Below are 17,342 nucleotides of genomic sequence, written 5' to 3'. Positions count from 1 at the left end.
GGGAGCCGCCGTCGCCCGGTCACAGCGGGACCAGACCACCTGCCCCCGGCGGAGCCGCACGCACGGCGGGGTCCCCGAGCACGACGAGCCCGCGCGCGTCGTGCACGGCGGTCCAGAGCGCGACCAGGTCGGCGTCGGGGAACGGCCTGCCGAGCCGCTCGGACGCGTCGATCCGCGCGGTCAGGAGCGTCGCGAGCGACGCGTACCGCGAGGTCAGGTCCTCGAGCGCGTGCCCCACGCGCCTCCCGTCGAGCAGGCCGAGCAGCGCGCCCCGGAACGCCCCCGTCTGCGCGGTCGTGCCGTGCCAGAGGAACGCGCACGACCAGGTCCGGTCGACGTGCCCGACGAACGCGAGCGCACCGCCCGCCGGGTGGCCGAGCAGCCGCGTGGGCAGCGGCGCCGTGGCGTCCTGGGCGGCGATCTCGACGAGTGTCGCACCGGGTCCGGCCGGGTAGTCGCTGTACCGGGGCGTGCCCGCGCCGTAGCAGGCGAACGCGAGGACGACGCGGGGGCGGACGGCTGCGGCGGCGTCGACGTCGCCCGCGGCGAGGTACTGGGCGGGTGTGAGCGGCCCGCGCTGCTGGACGGGCCCGGGCCAGTCCTGGCAGACGAGCGCGCCGCCGAGGCCCAGCGCTGTCGCCTGCGGGCCGCCGAGGCCGTGGCTCGCCGTGAACAGCACGTCGGGACCGTCGGGTGCGTGCAGCAGGGTGCGCAGCCGCTGCTTCGTGGCAGGCTCGCCCGCGTCCGCCGCGACCGACCACGCCGACGCCGACCGGCCGACCTCGTCGAGCAGCGGCGTCAGCAGGAGGCGGCTGCTGAGCTCGGTCGCGGTGTCGTCGGGGTTGCGGGGGCCGAACAGCCGCGCGGAACGCGCGCCGCGCGGTGCGGGGCCGGCCGCCGCGTCCCGGTCCTCCGCCGCGAGCACCGACGCGGCGTAGGCGGCGTACGCGGCCGGGTCGGGCAGGTCCAGACGGCCGACCGCGTACGCGACACCGAGCTGGTGCTGCAGGTCGAACGGCAGCGGGCCCGGCCCGCCGACGAGCAGCAGGTAGTACGGCACGACGCGGGGGTCGACGACTGTCGGCGTCGCGCCGTGCCGCACGAGGAACGTGTCGGCGTCCTCCCCGTCCTCGACGACGAGGTGCCGGTACCGGTCGCCGGCCTGCTGCCGCCGGCGAGCCAGCAGCGGCTCGAGCGCCGCCAGGACGGCCGCGTCGACGTCGGGAGCGGTGACGATGCCCCACCCCACGGAGCCGAGGTCCTCGGCGTCGAAGCCGACGGTCACGCCGAGGTGCCGCTCGTCGGCCTGGCTCCGCCGCCGCAGCCGCCGCTCGTCGCCACCGCCCGGCACCGGTGCGTCCCGCAGCGCCGCCGCGAGGTCGCCGAGCGCGGTCGGCGGGGTCAGGTACGTGCCGGTCGTGACGTCGAGCCCGTCGACGACGAGCAGGTCGTCCGGGCCCACGCGATCGTCCACGGCACACCTCCCCGCTGCGGATGCTCCCGCCCGCTCGTCACGCTAGGGCGACGGCGGACGACGCCGGTAGGTGCGCCCGCGGATCTCACCCGCCGTCAGGTGCCGGTGCGGCGCTCCCACAGCCCGCGCACGTAGGCGGCCTGGCCGGCGTGCTGCACGTCGTCGTCGACGATGCTGACGAGCCGGACGCCGAGCGTCACGGGCGGGTCCCAGGACTCGTCGACGACCTTGCCGAGGTCGTCCGGCTGAAGGCGCTCGAGGTAGGCGACGGTCTGCGCGGCGACCTCGTCGTAGTAGCCGAGCAGCAGGTCACCGGGCACGTCGACCGCGGCCACGTCGTCGGGCGACTGCCCGTACCCGGTCGCCCGGGCGGTGAACGGCAGCCCGAACCGCTCGGCCCAGCCGCGAGCCGTCCACACCTGCTCGACTCCGGCGACGTGCGCGATCTGCGCGTCCTGCCCGCGTGCCGCGTGCCACACGAGCCACGCGATCGAGTTCGCGCCGGGGTCGGGCCGGTACGTCAGGGCCTCGGGCGGCAGGCCGTCGACGGTGCCGTGCAGCACGGGTCCGACGCGGCCCAGGGCCTCGACGAGCAGGTCGGCGACGTCCATGCGTCCTCCTCGGTGGGTCGCACGGGCGGCGACCGACCCGTTCGACGGTAGCCAGACCGCTCGTCGCCCGCCCGCGCAGGCCGGTCTCAGGCGTCCCAGTCGACGCGGACCGGCAGACCCGCGAACCGCGCGTACGACGCGAACGCCGTCTCGACGGCGGCTCGCTCGGAGTCGGTGAGGGCGCGGGCCGGGCGCGGCTGCGCGACCACCCCGTCTCGCGCGACCACGCGTCGCCACCACCCGACGACCTGCCCGTCGACGAGCAGCGGTGCGATGACCGTGTTCGAGCCGGGCGGCGCGATGCTCAGACCGGCGAGGTTGGTGACGAACCGGCTCGCGGTGTACGCCACGCCGTACTCGTCGTACCCCTGCAGCACGTGCGCGGTCGGCGACGGGTCCCGGGCGGGCACCGGCCCGGGCGCGGACCACAGCCGCACGCCGTCGACCTCGTCCTCGACGAGCTCGCCCTCGCACAGCGCGATCCCGCGCCGGACCTGCGTGAGCGTGAGCGTCGCCCACCACGCCATGTCCTTCTCCGCCGCAGGCCCGTGCCCGGTGAAGAACCGCCGCGTGAGCTCCGCGAGCGCGTCGTCTCCCCGCAGGTCGGGGCCCTCGGCGACGCGCCCGTCGACCAGCGCGTACGTCTGCTGCGCGCCGCGGACCGCGCCGCTCGCGATCACGGCGTCGAGCTCGAGGCGCATGAGCAGGTAGGCCAGCCGCAGGCCGGACGCCTCGACACCGGCGCGCGCCAGGACGTCGCCGAGCTCCCCGCGCGTGAGGTGCTCGCCGCCGCGCAGCGCCGTGGTGACGGCGCGGTGCGTCCGCGCGACCGCCTCGTCGTCGATGCCGACCTGCCGCTCGACGGACCGGTTGACCTGCACGACGCGCGGGCCGGTCAGCGCCTGGACCCAGCGCAGGTCCTCCGCGGCGAGGTAGTGCCAGGTCGCGCGCAGCGCGTGCGTGCGGACGATCCGCCCGTCGTCGATCGCCGCGAGGACGGTCGCGTCGTCCGTGCCGCTGCGCATGCCGAGCGACCACCGCGACATCGGCACCTCCTGCGCCTGCGACGCTCCCAGGTGGCGGACGACGGCCACGCAGTCGGGCAGCGGCGAGCCCGACAGGTGCTGGCGGTGGAGGCGGCGGTGGGCGACCTCGACGGCGTCCATGCTGCGGATCCTAGGCGCGACCTGGGTGTTCCCCGCGCGGTCACGCGGCGTCGACCGACCGGACATGCGGGGGCCAACCGGACGCGGTCGACTGGCCGTCATGCGAACCCGTCGCGCTGTCGCGCTCGCTCTCGTCGCCGTCTCCGCCGTGCTGGGCGGATCGGTCGCCGCCTCGCTCCCCGCCGCCGCCGGCGGGTCCCCGGGCCACGGCCCGTCGGCGGACCGCGGTCCCGCCCTCGTCTCCCGCGCCACGCTCTCTGCCGACTTCCTCGCCGACGGCCCGCCGTCGGGTGCGGCCGTCACGCCGGCCAACGGCCGGACCGGCCCGTTCGCCGGGCAGGTGATCCCCGGCTTCTCGGGGGCCCTCGCCAACGGCGACGGCTCGTTCTGGGGGCTGCCGGACAACGGCTTCGGCAGCAAGACGAACTCCGCCGACTTCCTGCTCCGGATGTACCTCGTCACGCCCGACTGGCGGTCGGGGACGATCCAGGTCGGCCGGCACATCTCGTTCCAGGACCCCGACCACCGCATCGACTTCCCGCTGACCCGCCCCGACCGCGTGCTCACCGGCGCCGACTTCGACGTCGAGTCCGTGCAGCGCGCCAAGGACGGCACGCTCTGGGTCGGCGAGGAGTTCGGGCCGTTCCTGCTGCACTTCAGCGCCGACGGCGTGCTGCTGTCCGCGCCCGTGCCGTTCCCCGACGGGAAGTCGCCCGCCAACCCGTACCTCGCGCCCGGCGAGACCCCGCGCGTCGCGAGCAGCCGTGGCTTCGAGGCGCTCGCCGCGTCGCCCGACGGCCGCCGCCTCTACCCGATCGTCGAGGGTGCGTTCACCGACGACGCCGACAAGCGCCGCCGGTTCGTCTACGAGTTCGACACCCGCACGCAGCAGTACACGGGCCGCACGTGGCCGTACCAGACCGACGCCGAGGCGAACGTCATCGGCGACGCGCAGTGGGTCGGCAAGGACCGGCTGTGGCTCATCGAGCGCGACGACTTCGACGGCGCCGCGTCCGTCATCAAGCGCGTTTACGAGGTCGACCTGTCGACGACGGACCGCGACGGGTTCGTCCGCAAGACACTCGTCCTCGACGCCCTCAAGATCGCCGACCCGCGCGGCGTCAGCACCGGCGGCGGCTACGGCACCGGCGACCCGTTCGCCTTCCCGGTCCAGTCGTTCGAGACGATCGTGCCGCTCGGCCGCGACCGGCTGCTGCTCGCGAACGACAACAACTACCCCGGCAACGCCGCCCGCGTCCCCGGCATCCCCGACGCGACCGAGATGGTGGTCGTCGACCTGCGCGGCGCGCGCCTGGCCAAGCCTGACGACACGCTCGTCGTCGGCCACCGCGGCGCGTCCGGCTACCGGCCCGAGCACACGCTCGCGTCGTACGAGACCGCGATCCTGCAGTGCGCCGACTACATCGAGCCCGACCTCGTGAGCACGAAGGACGGCGTGCTCGTCGCCCGGCACGAGAACGAGATCGGCGGCACGACGGACGTCGCGGCCCGCGCCGAGTTCGCGTCGCGCCGGACCACCAAGACGATCGACGGGGTCAGCCTCACGGGCTGGTTCACCGAGGACTTCACGCTCGCCGAGCTCCGCACGCTGCGGGCGAAGGAGCGCATCCCGGCGGTCCGCCCGGGCAACACCGCGTTCGACGGCCGCTACCAGGTGCCGACGTTCGACGAGGTCCTCGACCTCGCGCGGAACTCCCGGACCTGCGCGGGTGAGCCCGTCGGCGTCTACCCGGAGACCAAGCACCCGACGTACTTCGACGGCCTCGGCCTGTCCCTCGAGGAGCCGCTGCTCGCCACGCTCGCGGCCAACGGGTTCGACGGTCGCCGCGCGCCCGTGATCATCCAGTCCTTCGAGACGTCGAACCTGCGCGAGCTGTCGACGCGCACGAAGCTGCCGCTCGCGCAGCTCGTCAACTGCTCCGGTGCACCGTGGGACCTCGTCGCCGCAGGCGACACCCGCACCTACGCCGACCTCGTCACCCGCGAGGGCCTGCGCGACATCGCCCGCTACGCCGACGGCGTCGGCGTCTGCAAGGACGTGCTGATCCCGCGCGACGCGTCAGGGGCGCTCCTGAAGCCCTCCCCCGTGATCCGCGACGCCCACCGCGCAGGCCTCACCGTGCACGGCTGGACCTTCCGCGCCGAGAACCAGTTCCTGCCCACCCAGTTCCGCGTCGGCACCGACCCGAACGCGCACGGCGACCTGCAGGGCGAGATCCGCACCTTCCTGCGCGCCGGCATGGACGGCTTCTTCACGGACCACCCCGACGTGGGCGCCGCCGCAGTCGGCTGACGCGACCGCGACCACGCGCGAGGCCCCGGGGTGGCACGCCCTGGGGCCTCGTCGCGTCCCCGCTGCACCTGCGCAGGAAGCAGTGGGGAGGTCACGCGAGGCGGCGCCACACATGCACGAGGCGAGCGACGCGCGCAGGAAGACGATCCTTGCCGCCGTGATGGCTCTGCGCCCGCAGGTGACGATCTACCGTGCCCCTCGAGACGGTCGCACCGAGCTGGTGCGGCGCGAGGCGTGCCTACGTGCGCTGGTGGCCGACTGCGCCGCCGCCGGCCACGAACACCTGTGCCTGGACCGAGACGACACGCTCGTCACCCGGGACCTGCGCCTGATGTACGCCGCGATCCGCGCCGCCGGCGCCCAGGACCGGCTGCTCTACCGGCACGAGAAGGCGACGACCGAGCCCTTGCTGGTGGTCCCAGACGCGATCGCGTGGGCATTCGCGAAGGGCGGGACGTGGCGGGCACTGACCAAAGACGTCGTAGTCGACGTACGCGACCTGTAGCCAGAAAGCGCGAGGCCCAAGCGCCACCGCCGTCCGGCAGGGTCTTGGGCCCACTTCCCACCGCTACTGCGATGGACACCTTCATCGTAAGCGGTCGGCATAGTACGGAGCAACGCGCGACGGTCGACGTGTGCCACGCGGCGGGGTGTCGAGGCAAGGCCACGAGTCAGCCATCCGGTTCGATTCTTGGTCCGGGGACGCCAGACGTCGTTCGCGCGGCGGACGCGTGGTGACAGACTCGTTGGTGACGGCGTCGTCGGGAGGGTGCCATGAGCGCGCACGCGTACGTGCGGATCGAGTCGGTCGAGGGAGGCTCCACGGACCGGCATCACGAGGGCTGGATCGAGGTGCGCTCGTTCACCTGGTCCGAGACGTCGGGCGCGGGCGCCGGTGGGCATGCCGCCGTGTCCGGCCGCGTCACCGCGAGCCCCCTCGTCGTGACCGCCGACGTCAGCGTCGCCTCGCCGCGCCTCATGGTCGCGTGCGCGCGCAACGAGCGGTTCGACGTCGCGGAGCTCGAGGTCGTGCAGGCCGGGGAGAACGGCGGACGCCCGTTCCTGCGGTGGCGGCTGCAGGACGTCGTCGTGTCGGGCTACGCGGTCACGGCGGAGGACTTCCTGCCGGTCGACACGATCACCCTGCGGTTCGAGTCCCTGCGGTTCGACGTCGTGCCGCAGCAGCCCGACGGCACGCCCGGCTCGCCCGTCACCGGCGAGGTCGACTTCACACGACCGTCCCGCTGACGCCCCGATCCGTCAGGCGCCCACGTCGACCAGCACGACGCGCAGCCGCACGGTGTCGCCGACGTCGCACGACTCCGCCCGGCGGACCGCCTTCTTGAGCGGCAGCACGTAGGTCTTGGCCTTGTCGTCGGGGAACACCGACGTGCGCCAGACGGAACCGCCGAGGGTCACCTCGACCCGCACCGACCCGAACCCGCGCGTGACCCCGGACGCCACCTCGAGCACGTCGTCGGCGACGTCGGTCGGCAGGCTGACGAAGACCCACGAGTCCGTCTTGCGGGCGTCCCACCGCCACAGCGGCGCGTCGAACTCGTACGCCGGCCGGTCCGTCATGCCGGCATCGTCGCAGCATCCGCCGACACCGACCGGTCACGAGCCGCTGGCGGCGCCGCATCCCCGCGCGAAGCGGTGCCAAGCTCCGCCTGCGCGAGGATGCCGTCATGAGGACGACCGCGGACCTCGGCGAGGACGTGATAGCAGCCGCGCGCTCTCGCGCAGCACGAGCACATCACGCTCGCTCGCGCCGTCGACGAGCTGCCACGACGCGGCCTGCCTTCGGCCGGCCACCTCCCCGTGCGCGAGGGCTTCCCGACGTTCATGCCCGTCGAGGGCCACGTGATCACCGATGCGCTCGTGGCCGAGCACCGGTGACGATCGACGTCAGCTCGCTCGGCTCTCGCGGGTCAGCAGCGTGACGACCTCGTAGTGGGTCGTCTGGGGGAACATGTCGAGGACCCGGCCACGGACGGGACGCAGGGACGGCATGGCGGCGAGGTCGCGGGCCAGCGAGCGGGCGTTGCACGACGAGTAGACGACCGTCCCGACGCCCGACCGTTCGAGCCAGCCGGCCAGGTCGGGGCCGATGCCGCGTCGCGGCGGGTTGACGACGACGAGGTCGGGCACGTCGGCGGGTGACGCGCCGAGCGCGAAGGCGGTCGCGTCGTCGGCGCGGAACGTGGTGCGGGTCAGGCCCGCGTCGCGCGCGGTGAGGGTCGCGCTCGCGACGGCCTCGGCGGACGTCTCGACGCCGACGACGTCGCGCGAGCCGTCGGCGACGTGCAGCGCGAACCCGCCGACGCCGCAGTACAGGTCCCAGACCGACGCGGGCGCCCTCTCGGACACCCATGCGGCCGCCTGCCGGTAGAGCGCGGCGGCGACGTCGGTGTTCGTCTGGAAGAAGCTCTGCGGGCGCAGGTGCAGGTCGAGGCCGTTGACGCGCATCCGCAGCGTCTCGTCCGACGTCAGCAGGATCTCGCGCTCCCCCTCCAGCACGGCCTTGTGCTCGGGCAGCAGGTTCACGGACGCGACGACGAGGCGCGGGAGCTGCGCGCGCAGCCACGGCAGGTGCTTGCGGATGCGGGCGACGGCCTCCTGCGAGCGCAGCACGAACCGCAGCATGAGGTCGCCGTCGGGCGACTCGGTGAGGAGCAGGTGCTTGAGCTCGCCGCGACGCGCAGGGACGTCGTAGGGCTCGAGCCGGGCCAGGGTGACGAACGCCGTCAGCACCGGGAAGGTCGCCGACAGGGAGGCCGGGTAGAGGCCGCAGCCCTGGAGGTCCACGCCGACGCCGGCCGCGTCGAGGATGCCGAGCGTCGGGGCGTCGATGGTCCCGCCGACGACCATCTTGGCCTTGTTGCGGAACCCCTCCTCGCGGCTGGCCACAGGGTCGAGCCAGACGAGGTCGTGGTGCGCGGCGAGCAGGTCGACGCACAGGTCCTGCTTGGCGGCGAGCTGGTCGCCGTAGGGCCGGCCCATCCACGTGCAGGAGAGGCACCGCTCCGCGTCGTAGTAGGGGCACTGCACGGTCCCCCAGCCTACGGGCCGTGTATCTGTGGCCCAGATCACACCTCTTGTCCGTGCAGGGGGCGCAGTCGGGGTTCGCGCGCGGGCGGGGAGACGTCATGGACATCCGGAACGGCGGCCTCGAGGTCGTCGACGCAGTGGTCGTCGGCTCGGGCTTCGGTGCCGCGGTCGCGGCGCAGCGGCTCGCGGAGGCGGGCAAGCAGGTCGTCGTCATGGAGCGCGGCAGGCGCTACGGGCCCGGGGACTTCGCGCGGACGCCCGCCCAGATGGGCCGCGCTTTCTGGGACCCCAGCGAGAAGCTCTACGGGCTGTTCGACGCGTGGTCGTTCCGCGGGCTGGAGGGGCTCGTGTCGAGCGGGCTCGGCGGCGGCTCGCTCATCTACGCGAACGTGCTGCTGCGCAAGGACGAGCACTGGTTCGTGCACGACTCCCCGCTGCCGGGCGGCGGCTACGAGCACTGGCCGATCAGCCGCGCGGACCTCGACCCGCACTACGACGTCGTCGAGAAGATGCTCGGCGCGACGCCCTACCCGTACGACGACACCCCGAAGACGCAGGCCGTCGAGCAGGCCGCGGCCGCGCTCGGGATGCCGACCATCCGGCCGCCGCTCGCGGTGACGTTCGCCCGGCCCGACGAGGACGCCGCGCCCGGCCTGGACCTGCCCGCCGCCACGTACGGGACCGTGCACCCCGGGTCGCACCGGCGGACCTGCACGCTGTGCGGCGAGTGCGACATCGGCTGCAACGTCGGCGCGAAGAACACGCTCGACCACACGTACCTCTCCTCCGCGGCGCACCACGGCGCCGACGTCCGGACGCTGCACGAGGTGCGCGCGGTGCGGCCGCTCGACGGCGGCGGGTACCTCGTCCGGTACGTCGTGCACCCGGAGGGTGCGCGCGGCGACACGGACACCCGCACCCGCGCGCTGCCGGAGCGGTCGATCGTCGCCCGACGCGTCATCCTGGGCGCCGGCACGTTCGGCACGACGTTCCTGCTGCTGCGCAGCCGCGCGTCGCTGCCCGGCCTCGGTCCGGCGCTCGGCACGCGGTTCTCCGGCAACGGCGACCTCCTGACCCTGCTGCTCGACTGCACGCGCGACGGCGAGGCGCTGCCCGTCGACGGCGGCAACGGACCCGTCATCACGACCGCGATCCGGCGGCCCGACGCGCTCGACGGCGACGGCTGGACCGGGCGCGGGTACTACGTCGAGGACGCGGGCTTCCCGGGGTTCCTCGGGTGGCTCGTCGAGACCGCGCAGCTGCGCTCGACCGCCCGGCGCGCGGCGGCGTTCGCGTGGCAGGTCGTGCGCAACCGCGTGCTCGCGCAGGGCCGGTCCAACGTGTCCGCCGACCTGTCCGCGCTGCTCGGTGACGGGCGGCTGTCCGCGGGGTCGCTCCCCCTGCTCGGCATGGGTCGCGACGTGCCCGACGGACGGATGTCGCTGCACGACGGGCGGCTCGCGGTGAGCTGGACGACGTCGACCTCGCGCGCCTACTTCGACGACGTCCGCTCGACGATGGAGCGCGTCGGCGAGCAGCTCGGCGCCCGGTTCCAGGACAACCCGCTGTGGTGGGCCAAGCGCGTCATCACCGTGCACCCGCTCGGCGGCGTCCCGATCGGGCGGCACGTCGGCGAGGGCGTGTGCGACGAGTACGGCGAGGTCCGCGGGCATCCGGGTCTGCACGTCGTCGACGGCGCCGCGATGCCCGGCCCGGTGGGCGCGAACCCGTCGCTCACGATCGCCGCGATGGCGGACCGTGCGGCCACCCGGATGCTCGAGCAGGACTGGTCGCGGCCCCGCCGCACGCACATCGCCGCACCCGCACGCGCGCTCGCCGCCCGCGCACCCGGCGCCACCTCGGTCGCCTTCACCGAGCGGATGGTCGGGCCGTTCACGCTCGACCAGACCGACCCGCGGCACGGGGCCGAGATCGCCCGCAGCCTCGGCGACCACCTGCAGTTCGTCCTCACGATCACCGCACCCGACATCGCGGCGTTCGTCGCCGACCCGCTGCACCGCGCCGACGCGACGGGGTTCGTCGAGAGCAACGTCCTGGGCGGACGGCTCGACGTCGAGCGCGGCTGGTTCAACCTGTTCGTCCACCCCGGCGGCACGCCCGGACGCCGCATGCTCTACCGGCTGTGGCTCCGCGACGCGGCCGGCTCGCCGCTCACGCTCGTCGGGGCCAAGGAGGTCGAGGACGACCGCGGGCTCGACGTGTGGGCCGACACCACGACGCTGTTCGTGCGCGTCCTGTCGGGGCACGTCGCACCGCCCGAGGCCACGTCGCACGCGCAGGCGCTCGCGGTGCTCGACCGGATGCGCGACGACGACGTGCCCGACGGGACGATCGGCGCGGGCGTGCTCGTGATCAAGCCGTTCGACCTGGCCAAGCAGCTCACGACGTTCCGCACCGACGGCGACGCCGGTGCCGCCGCGCTCGCGCAGTTCGGCCGGCTGTTCCTCGGCGAGCTGTGGGACGTGTACGTGGCCGACAAGCTCTCCGGGCGCCGCGCCGCTCCGGCACGGGCCGCCGCGAGGGCCGGCCGATGAGGCGTCGCGACCTGGTGCCCCGCAGCAGCGACCTGGGCTTCGTCGCGCAGCCGCAGGTGCGCTGGCTCGACCCGCCCGAGCTCGCGCGCACCGCCCTCAAGGTCGTGCTCGCGTCCGTCTTCACCACGTACGGCGACCGTCGCGAGGTGCAGGCCGCCCTGCCCGGCGGCCTCGTCGAGCCCGCGCACCGACCCGACGGCGACCTGTGGCTCGACTTCGTCGCCGACCTGGGCGACGGGTTCGACGCGACGTACACCGTCGCGACGCTGCTCGCGCAGCCCGAGCTCAAGGTCGCGGGACCCGGCGGGCCGCTCGCACTGCCGCGCGGGCACGTGCTCGTGATGGGCGGCGACGAGGTGTACCCGGCCGCGTCCGCGCGCGGCTACGAGCACCGCACGACGGGCCCGTACGGGGCTGCACTCCCGGCACCCCGTCCGGGCGCGGTGCTCGACGCGACGACCGAGCCGACGCTGCTCGCGATCCCCGGCAACCACGACTGGTACGACGGCCTGACCGCGTGGCTGCGCGTCTTCACGCGCGGTGCGAGCGTCGGGGCGTGGCGGACCGTGCAGCGACGGTCGTACTTCGCGCTGCGCCTGGCACCCGGCTGGTGGTTGCTCGGCCTCGACTCGCAGCTCGACGAGTACATCGACGAGCCGCAGCTCGACTACTTCCGCACGCACGTCACCGCGCACCTGCGGCCCGGCGACGCGGTCGTCGTCTGCGCCGCCGAGCCCGCGTGGGCGAAGGCGGGGCACGACCCCGACGCGTTCAACCAGCTGCACTTCTTCGAGCGTGAGGTCGTGCGGTACCGGCAGGTGCCCGGGCGGCGCGAGCGTGAGGACACGGGTGCGCGCGTACGGCTGTGGCTCAGCGGCGACCAGCACGTCTACTCCCGGTACGCGTCGCGGGCGCCGGGGACCGTCGGGCCGGCGGGGGCGGCCGGCACCGTCGGCTCCGTCGGCTCCGTCGGCTCCGTCGACGCCGTCGACCCGCGCGCGGTCCAGGCGGTGACGTGCGGGCTCGGCGGCGCCTACCTCGGCGACACCGACCAGCTCGTCGACCACCTCGTCCTGCCGCCGCCCGCGTCGCGCATGCGCACCAAGGACACCCCGGGAACGCCGTTCGACCGCGTCGGGCCGACGCACCCGGCGCAGGACGTGTCGCGCCGCCTGCGCCGCCGCATCGCGAACCCGCTCAGCCCGTTCTGGGCGGGGCGCCGCAACGTCGGGCTGCTCGCCACCGCGGGGGTCGTGCAGCTGCTCGTCGTCGGGTGCCTGGCCGGGCTGCTCGGCGTGCTGCGCGGCGGGTCGCCCACGCTGCTGCGAGGTCCGTCCGCGGACGTCGCAGCGGCCGCTGCCGGTGCCGCCGCGTGGGTGCTCGGGCTGCTCCTGCTGCACGCCGTCGTCGCGACCGTGATGCCGGACGGTCGGCTGGCACGGCTCGTCCCCGCGACGACGGGCATCGGGCTCCAGCTGGTCGCCGCGCTCGTCGTCCTCGTCGCCGCCGTCGCCGTCCCCTGGCCCACGTGGTCGCCCGCCCTCACCGCGACGCTCGTCGTGCCGTTCGTCGTCGTGCTCGGCGCGCTGCTCGGCACGCAGGCGTTCGCGCTGCTGCTGCTGTCCCGTCGCACGGGCGTCGTCGCCGGCTGGCAGATGTCCGGCCAGGCCGTCACCGACCACAAGGGCTTCCTGCGGCTGTGCCTGCGCACCGACGGGCGGCTCGAGATCTACCCGCTCGTCGTCGACACGGTGTGCCGCCGGTGGGACGTCGACACCCGGGACGGCGCACCGCGCCCCGTCCCCGCCGACGGGCTGCCCGCCGTCCGGCTGCTGGAGGGCCCGATCGTCGTCGCGCAGGAGGGGTTCACGTCATGAGCGTCGAGGAAGCACCCAGGACCGTCACGCGTGCCGACCACCGCACCGAGGTCGTGCCGATCACCGCGCGCGACGGCACGCGCCTCACGCTCGTGCACGTCCGCGGTCCGCGCGAGCCGTGGCGCGGGCCCGTCATGCTCGTGCACGGGTCGGGCGTGCGCGCCGAGCTGTTCCGGCCGCCGCTGCCCCGCACGCTCGTCGACGTCCTGCTCGAGGACGGCTGGGACGTCTGGCTGCTCAACTGGCGCGCGTCGATCGACCTCGACCCGGTCCCGTGGACGCTCGACGACGCCGCCGCGTACGACCACCCGGCCGCGGTCGAGCACGTCCTCGCCGCGACGGGTGCCTCGTCGATGAAGGCGGTCGTGCACTGCCAGGGGTCGACGTCCTTCACGATGGCGGCCGTCGCCGGGCTCGTCCCCGGCGTCGACACCGTCGTCTCCAACGCCGTGTCGCTGCACCCCGTCATCCCGTTCTGGTCGCGGCAGAAGATCCACTACCTCGCGCCGCCCATCGAGCGGTTCACGCCGCACCTCAACCCCGCATGGGGCTACCGGTCCGACGGCGTGTTCTCCAAGGTGCTGCGCCGCACGGTCGCCGTCACGCACCCCGAGTGCGACAACATCGTCTGCCGCATGGTGTCGTTCACCTACGGCTCCGGCTTCCCCGCGCTCTGGTCGCACGAGAACCTCGACCGCGCGACGCACGACTGGATCAGCGGCGAGTTCGCCGAGGTGCCCCTGTCGTTCTTCCGGCAGATGGGCCGGTCCGTCGCCGCCGGGCACCTCGTCCCCGCGCGCGAGCACCCCGAGATCCCCGACGACCTCGTCGCCGGGCCGCCGCGCACCGACGCGCGCTTCGCGTTCCTCGCGGGCGCCGACAACCGGTGCTTCCTGCCCGAGTCGCAGGTCCGGAGCCACGCGTTCTTCGCGCGGCACCGGCCCGGCAAGGGCGACACGCTGCACGTCCTGCCGGGCTACGGGCACCTCGACGTGTTCTTCGGCCGGCGCGCGTGGCGGGACACCTACCCGATCATCCTGGAGGAGCTGCACCGATGAGCCTGCTGACCTCGGCCGCGCGGACGGTGCTGTCCCGCGTCCCGTCCCCCGTCCCGCGCCGCCAGCGCCGCCTCACCGGCCAGGCCGCGCGCGTCGACACCATCCCGTACGCCATGCCGGTGTCGTCCGAGGACTCGCCCGTCCTCATGGCCGCCTTCCCGATCTCGCTGTCCGCCGCGCGGGCCGTCCTGCCGGGCAGCGAGCTGCACCCGGTGTCCCTCGGGTTCGGGCGCGGTGTCCTGATGGCGACGGTCGTCAACTACCGGTCGACCGACATCGGGCAGTACATCGAGTACTCGCTCGCGATCGCGGTGACGCACGGCCCCCGGCCCGCGCCGCCCCTGCTGCCGCTCGCCCTCATGCGCACGCTCGACTTCGGCCAGTACGTCGTCGACCTGCCCGTCTCGACCGAGGTGTCCGTCAAGGGCGGCAAGGGCATCTGGGGCATGCCCAAGCACCAGGCGTCGCTCGACTTCGTCGTCACCGACACCACCGTCTCCGCGCAGTACGACACCCTCGACGGGCAGTTCGGCGCGCTCGTCGAGATCGAGCGGCCCGCGCCCGTCGGGCTGCCGCTCAAGCTCGCCGCCGCGAACTACTGCGCGTTCCGCGGGCAGCTCATGAGGTCGACGATCTACTTCGAGGCGACGGGCGACGTCGCCGTCGGCCCCGGCGCGCGGGCGCGCATCGTGCTCGGCGACGCGCCGGGCGTGCAGCCGCTGCGCGCGCTCCAGATCGGGTCGAAGCCGCTGTTCACCGCGTGGCTGCCGACCGCGCACGGCGTGCTGGACGACCACTACGAGGCGTGGTTCCTCACCGGCGACACGCTCGGGGCGGTCGACGCGTCCCTCGCGTCCGGGGAGTTCGGCGAGCCGCTCGAGTCGGTGGTCGGGCTCGGCCGCGGCGAGACGTGGCCGCCGCCGCCCGACCGGTCGCGCCCCGAGGTGCAGGGCCGCGTCACCGCGGGGGTGGCGACGTGATCACGTTCGTCTCGGCGCTGTGGTTCCTGTTCGGCGCGACGATGTACGTCGGGACCATGTGGGTCCTCAAGTGGTTCCTGTTCCCCACCTGGCGGGGCCTGTCGCGCGACAACGTCGGCACCCACTTCGGCATCCCGACGAAGCGCGCGACGGCGTTCTTCACGGGCGTCGTGCCGCTCATGTTCGTCGCCGCGATCATCCTGGTCGTCACGGAGCGGGGCACCGGCTGGGTGTGGTTCGGCGTCGCGTGCCTCGTCGGGATCTTCGTGCTCACGTTCGTGGGGCAGGGCCTCATCATCCCGATCAACAAGCGGATCCGCGGCGGCCAGTTCGCCGACGACGCAGAGCTGCGGCACCTGCTGCACCGCTGGATGACCCTGAACGACGTCCGGTTCTACGGCTCGACGTTCACGTGGGTCGCGATCACCTGGTACGTCGTCGCGCGCGGCGACCTGCTCGGGGCGCTGACGTGACCGCCGACGCCGGCCCGCGCCCGCCCGGCACGTCGCGGGGCGCCGCGGTGGGCGCGGCGCGGACCCCGCTCGTGCTGCTGCTCGTCGTGATCGGCTGGATCACCGTGGCCAGCGGCGCCGCGCAGGTGCTCGTCCCGTCGTTCGTGCTGTCCCTGCTCGGCGCGTCGGAGGACGCCACCGCCGAGCAGCTGTTCGCGACCGTCGGGATGTTCATGGTCGTCGTCGGAGGGCTGCTCCTCACCACCCTGTCGCGGCCGCGGCACGACCCCGACGTCGTGCTGTGGGCCGCCGTCCAGAAGACCGCCGCGTCGGTCGCCGTCGCGATCGGCGTGGCGCGTGGCGTGTTCGACCCGCTCGCGCTCGGCGTCGCCGCGTTCGACCTGCTCACCGCGGTGCTGCTCGCGGTCCACCTGCGCGCGCTGCGGGGTGCGCGATGAGGTCCCTCGTCGCCGCCGGGGGCGGCATGCGCGTCGCGTGGCAGGCCGGCGTCGTCCGCGCGCTCCAGGAGGACGGGATCGCCTTCGACCACGTCGACGGCACCTCCGGGGGCATCCTCACCGCCGCGATGCTGTGCTCGGGCGTCGACGGCCTCGAGATGTGCCGCCGGTGGCGCGACGTCGACGTGCGCGACTTCGGCTCCGCGCTCCCCCTGCACGAGTACCTCACCGGCCCGTGGAACCTGCCGGCGGTCGGGGACGCCGACGGGCTCGTGCAGCGCGTGTTCCCGGCGCTCGGGATCTCGGACGCGGCGGTGCGCACCTCGTCGGTGCAGGGCTCGTTCAACGTCGTCGACTTCGCCACCAAGGAGAACGTCGCCGTCGACGCCGCCGACGTCGACGCCGACCTCCTCGCCGCGGGCATGTCGCTGCCGCTCTTCCTCACCCCCCTGCGCCGCGACGGGCACGTCTGGACCGACGCGGTCTGGGTCCGCGACGCCAACGTCACCGAGGCGCTGCGCCGCGGCGCCGACGAGGTGTGGCTGGTGTGGTGCATCGGCAACACCGGCCGCTGGGGCGACGGGCCGCTCGAGCAGTACGTCCACATGATCGAGATGAGCGCCGCCGGGGCGCTGGCCGCCGACCTCGCGCTCGCCGACGCGACCGGCCGGTCGTTCGTCCTGCACGTCGTCAAGCCCGAGCACCCGCTGCCGCTCGACCCCGAGTTCTACCTCGGCCGCATCTCGTCCGACTCGCTCGTGCAGATGGGCTACCGGGACGCGCGGCGGTACCTCGCCTCGCGGTCGGCGGGCGGGGTGCCGCGGGACGCGTCGTGCACGCGCATGACCGAGCCGCCGCCGTCGGCGCGGTACGTCGAGCACCTGCGCGGGTCTCTCGACGGTGTCGAGGTCGTGCTGGACCTGACCGTCGTCATGCCGCTCGACGGACCCGTCAGCGGGGCCTCGGTCGCCGGGGCGCTCACGTACGGGCCGTGGGGCGAGCGCGCCTTCCTCGCCGACGGGCGCGTCGAGGAGACGGAAGACGCGTTCGTCTACCGGGGTGTTGTGCGGGTCGACGGCGAGGTGCTCGAGATCGAGGCCGTGCGGTCGCTGGTCGACGACCCCGGGTTCGACGCGTGGTCCGACCTGTCGCGCGTCGCGCTGACCGTGCGCGGGGCGTCCGGCTCCGTCGTGCTGTCGGCCCCGCTCGAGCTCGGCGCCGGCGGCGTGCGGCGGCTCGTCACGTCCGTGGAACCCGTCGGTGTGACGGGGGTCTTCCACCGCGCCGACGCGGTCCGCCGGCTGCTGGCCCGCGGCGCGGGGGCGCTGCGTCGCTGACGCGACGGT

General features: G+C 74.3%; 15 protein-coding genes. 10 read left to right on the top strand and 5 right to left on the bottom strand.

Annotation, left to right across the window (positions count from 1 at the left end; all coding sequences use genetic code 11):
- Nucleotides 1-19: 19 nt before the first annotated feature.
- The 3 genes from GXP71_RS03335 to GXP71_RS03325 all read right to left on the bottom strand — a co-directional run bounded on the left by GXP71_RS03335 (nt 20) and on the right by GXP71_RS03325 (nt 3,251).
- Nucleotides 20-1,474, bottom strand: coding sequence for a hypothetical protein (locus GXP71_RS03335; protein ID WP_162351496.1), 1,455 nt, complete (start codon nt 1,472-1,474; stop codon nt 20-22).
- A 95-nt stretch (nt 1,475-1,569) separates the two neighbouring features.
- Entirely contained in the window at nt 1,570-2,085 is a 516-nt protein-coding gene (locus tag GXP71_RS03330; protein WP_162351495.1) for a DUF664 domain-containing protein, read from the bottom strand.
- A gap of 86 nt (nt 2,086-2,171) precedes the next feature.
- Nucleotides 2,172-3,251, bottom strand: a complete 1,080-nt coding sequence (locus GXP71_RS03325; RefSeq protein ID WP_162351494.1) for a winged helix DNA-binding domain-containing protein — start codon at nt 3,249-3,251, stop codon at nt 2,172-2,174.
- 100 nt (nt 3,252-3,351) lie between these two features.
- Here GXP71_RS03325 and GXP71_RS03320 point away from each other — a divergent pair, with 100 nt between their 5' ends.
- The 3 genes from GXP71_RS03320 to GXP71_RS03310 all read left to right on the top strand — a co-directional run bounded on the left by GXP71_RS03320 (nt 3,352) and on the right by GXP71_RS03310 (nt 6,813).
- The gene (locus GXP71_RS03320; RefSeq protein ID WP_162351493.1) at nt 3,352-5,565 is read left to right on the top strand and encodes an esterase-like activity of phytase family protein; all 2,214 of its coding nucleotides are present in this window, start codon (nt 3,352-3,354) and stop codon (nt 5,563-5,565) included.
- A 112-nt stretch (nt 5,566-5,677) separates the two neighbouring features.
- The gene (locus tag GXP71_RS03315; protein WP_162351492.1) at nt 5,678-6,070 is read left to right on the top strand and encodes a hypothetical protein; all 393 of its coding nucleotides are present in this window, start codon (nt 5,678-5,680) and stop codon (nt 6,068-6,070) included.
- 269 nt (nt 6,071-6,339) lie between these two features.
- Complete coding sequence (locus tag GXP71_RS03310) at nt 6,340-6,813, top strand: type VI secretion system tube protein Hcp (RefSeq protein ID WP_162351491.1); 474 nt, start codon at nt 6,340-6,342, stop codon at nt 6,811-6,813.
- A gap of 12 nt (nt 6,814-6,825) precedes the next feature.
- Here the strand turns inward: GXP71_RS03310 and GXP71_RS03305 are convergent, their stop codons facing one another.
- Both GXP71_RS03305 and rlmC read right to left on the bottom strand, forming a co-directional pair.
- On the bottom strand, nt 6,826-7,146 hold the full coding sequence (locus GXP71_RS03305; RefSeq protein ID WP_162351490.1) for a DUF1905 domain-containing protein: 321 nt from the start codon (nt 7,144-7,146) through the stop codon (nt 6,826-6,828).
- A 327-nt stretch (nt 7,147-7,473) separates the two neighbouring features.
- Entirely contained in the window at nt 7,474-8,616 is a 1,143-nt protein-coding gene (gene rlmC / locus GXP71_RS03300; protein WP_162351489.1) for a 23S rRNA (uracil(747)-C(5))-methyltransferase RlmC, read from the bottom strand.
- A gap of 98 nt (nt 8,617-8,714) precedes the next feature.
- Between rlmC and GXP71_RS03295 the strand changes: the two genes are divergently transcribed.
- From GXP71_RS03295 to GXP71_RS03265, 7 genes are read left to right on the top strand one after another with little or no spacing between them, the layout of a single operon-like run.
- On the top strand, nt 8,715-11,171 hold the full coding sequence (locus tag GXP71_RS03295) for a GMC oxidoreductase (RefSeq protein WP_162351488.1): 2,457 nt from the start codon (nt 8,715-8,717) through the stop codon (nt 11,169-11,171).
- Complete coding sequence (locus tag GXP71_RS03290) at nt 11,168-13,048, top strand: hypothetical protein (protein WP_162351487.1); 1,881 nt, start codon at nt 11,168-11,170, stop codon at nt 13,046-13,048. Before GXP71_RS03295 ends, GXP71_RS03290 begins: the two co-directional genes overlap by 4 nt.
- Nucleotides 13,045-14,106 carry an alpha/beta fold hydrolase gene (locus GXP71_RS03285; protein ID WP_162351486.1) on the top strand — a complete coding sequence of 354 codons (1,062 nt, stop codon included), beginning with the start codon at nt 13,045-13,047 and terminating at the stop codon, nt 14,104-14,106. Before GXP71_RS03290 ends, GXP71_RS03285 begins: the two co-directional genes overlap by 4 nt.
- Complete coding sequence (locus tag GXP71_RS03280; protein WP_162351485.1) at nt 14,103-15,086, top strand: acetoacetate decarboxylase family protein; 984 nt, start codon at nt 14,103-14,105, stop codon at nt 15,084-15,086. The genes GXP71_RS03285 and GXP71_RS03280 overlap by 4 nt, the downstream gene beginning before the upstream one ends.
- Nucleotides 15,083-15,559 (top strand): anthrone oxygenase family protein, encoded by a 477-nt coding sequence (locus GXP71_RS03275; protein WP_162351484.1) that lies wholly within the window; start codon nt 15,083-15,085, stop codon nt 15,557-15,559. Before GXP71_RS03280 ends, GXP71_RS03275 begins: the two co-directional genes overlap by 4 nt.
- Complete coding sequence (locus GXP71_RS03270; RefSeq protein ID WP_238402600.1) at nt 15,556-15,996, top strand: hypothetical protein; 441 nt, start codon at nt 15,556-15,558, stop codon at nt 15,994-15,996. Before GXP71_RS03275 ends, GXP71_RS03270 begins: the two co-directional genes overlap by 4 nt.
- A complete protein-coding gene (locus GXP71_RS03265; protein WP_162351483.1) occupies nt 15,993-17,333 on the top strand; it encodes a patatin-like phospholipase family protein in 1,341 nt (446 codons plus the stop codon). Before GXP71_RS03270 ends, GXP71_RS03265 begins: the two co-directional genes overlap by 4 nt.
- Nucleotides 17,334-17,342 lie beyond the last annotated feature (9 nt).

The sequence above is a fragment of the Cellulomonas sp. H30R-01 genome (assembly GCF_010119915.1).
Classification (GTDB): Bacteria; Actinomycetota; Actinomycetes; order Actinomycetales; family Cellulomonadaceae; genus Cellulomonas; species Cellulomonas algicola.
The sequence above is the reverse complement of the archived record's forward strand: the minus strand, read 5'-3'. Positions and strand labels throughout refer to the sequence as shown.

Excerpts from the sequence above, each read along its gene's own strand:
- GXP71_RS03330 (WP_162351495.1), bottom strand. The coding sequence starts at position 2,085 with ATGGACGTCGCCGACCTGCTCGTCGAGGCCCTGGGCCGCGTCGGACCC.
- GXP71_RS03325 (WP_162351494.1), bottom strand. The coding sequence starts at position 3,251 with ATGGACGCCGTCGAGGTCGCCCACCGCCGCCTCCACCGCCAGCACCTG.
- GXP71_RS03320 (WP_162351493.1), top strand. The coding sequence starts at position 3,352 with ATGCGAACCCGTCGCGCTGTCGCGCTCGCTCTCGTCGCCGTCTCCGCC.
- GXP71_RS03315 (WP_162351492.1), top strand. The coding sequence starts at position 5,678 with ATGCACGAGGCGAGCGACGCGCGCAGGAAGACGATCCTTGCCGCCGTG.
- GXP71_RS03310 (WP_162351491.1), top strand. The coding sequence starts at position 6,340 with ATGAGCGCGCACGCGTACGTGCGGATCGAGTCGGTCGAGGGAGGCTCC.
- GXP71_RS03305 (WP_162351490.1), bottom strand. The coding sequence starts at position 7,146 with ATGACGGACCGGCCGGCGTACGAGTTCGACGCGCCGCTGTGGCGGTGG.
- GXP71_RS03295 (WP_162351488.1), top strand. The coding sequence starts at position 8,715 with ATGGACATCCGGAACGGCGGCCTCGAGGTCGTCGACGCAGTGGTCGTC.
- GXP71_RS03290 (WP_162351487.1), top strand. The coding sequence starts at position 11,168 with ATGAGGCGTCGCGACCTGGTGCCCCGCAGCAGCGACCTGGGCTTCGTC.
- GXP71_RS03285 (WP_162351486.1), top strand. The coding sequence starts at position 13,045 with ATGAGCGTCGAGGAAGCACCCAGGACCGTCACGCGTGCCGACCACCGC.
- GXP71_RS03280 (WP_162351485.1), top strand. The coding sequence starts at position 14,103 with ATGAGCCTGCTGACCTCGGCCGCGCGGACGGTGCTGTCCCGCGTCCCG.
- GXP71_RS03265 (WP_162351483.1), top strand. The coding sequence starts at position 15,993 with ATGAGGTCCCTCGTCGCCGCCGGGGGCGGCATGCGCGTCGCGTGGCAG.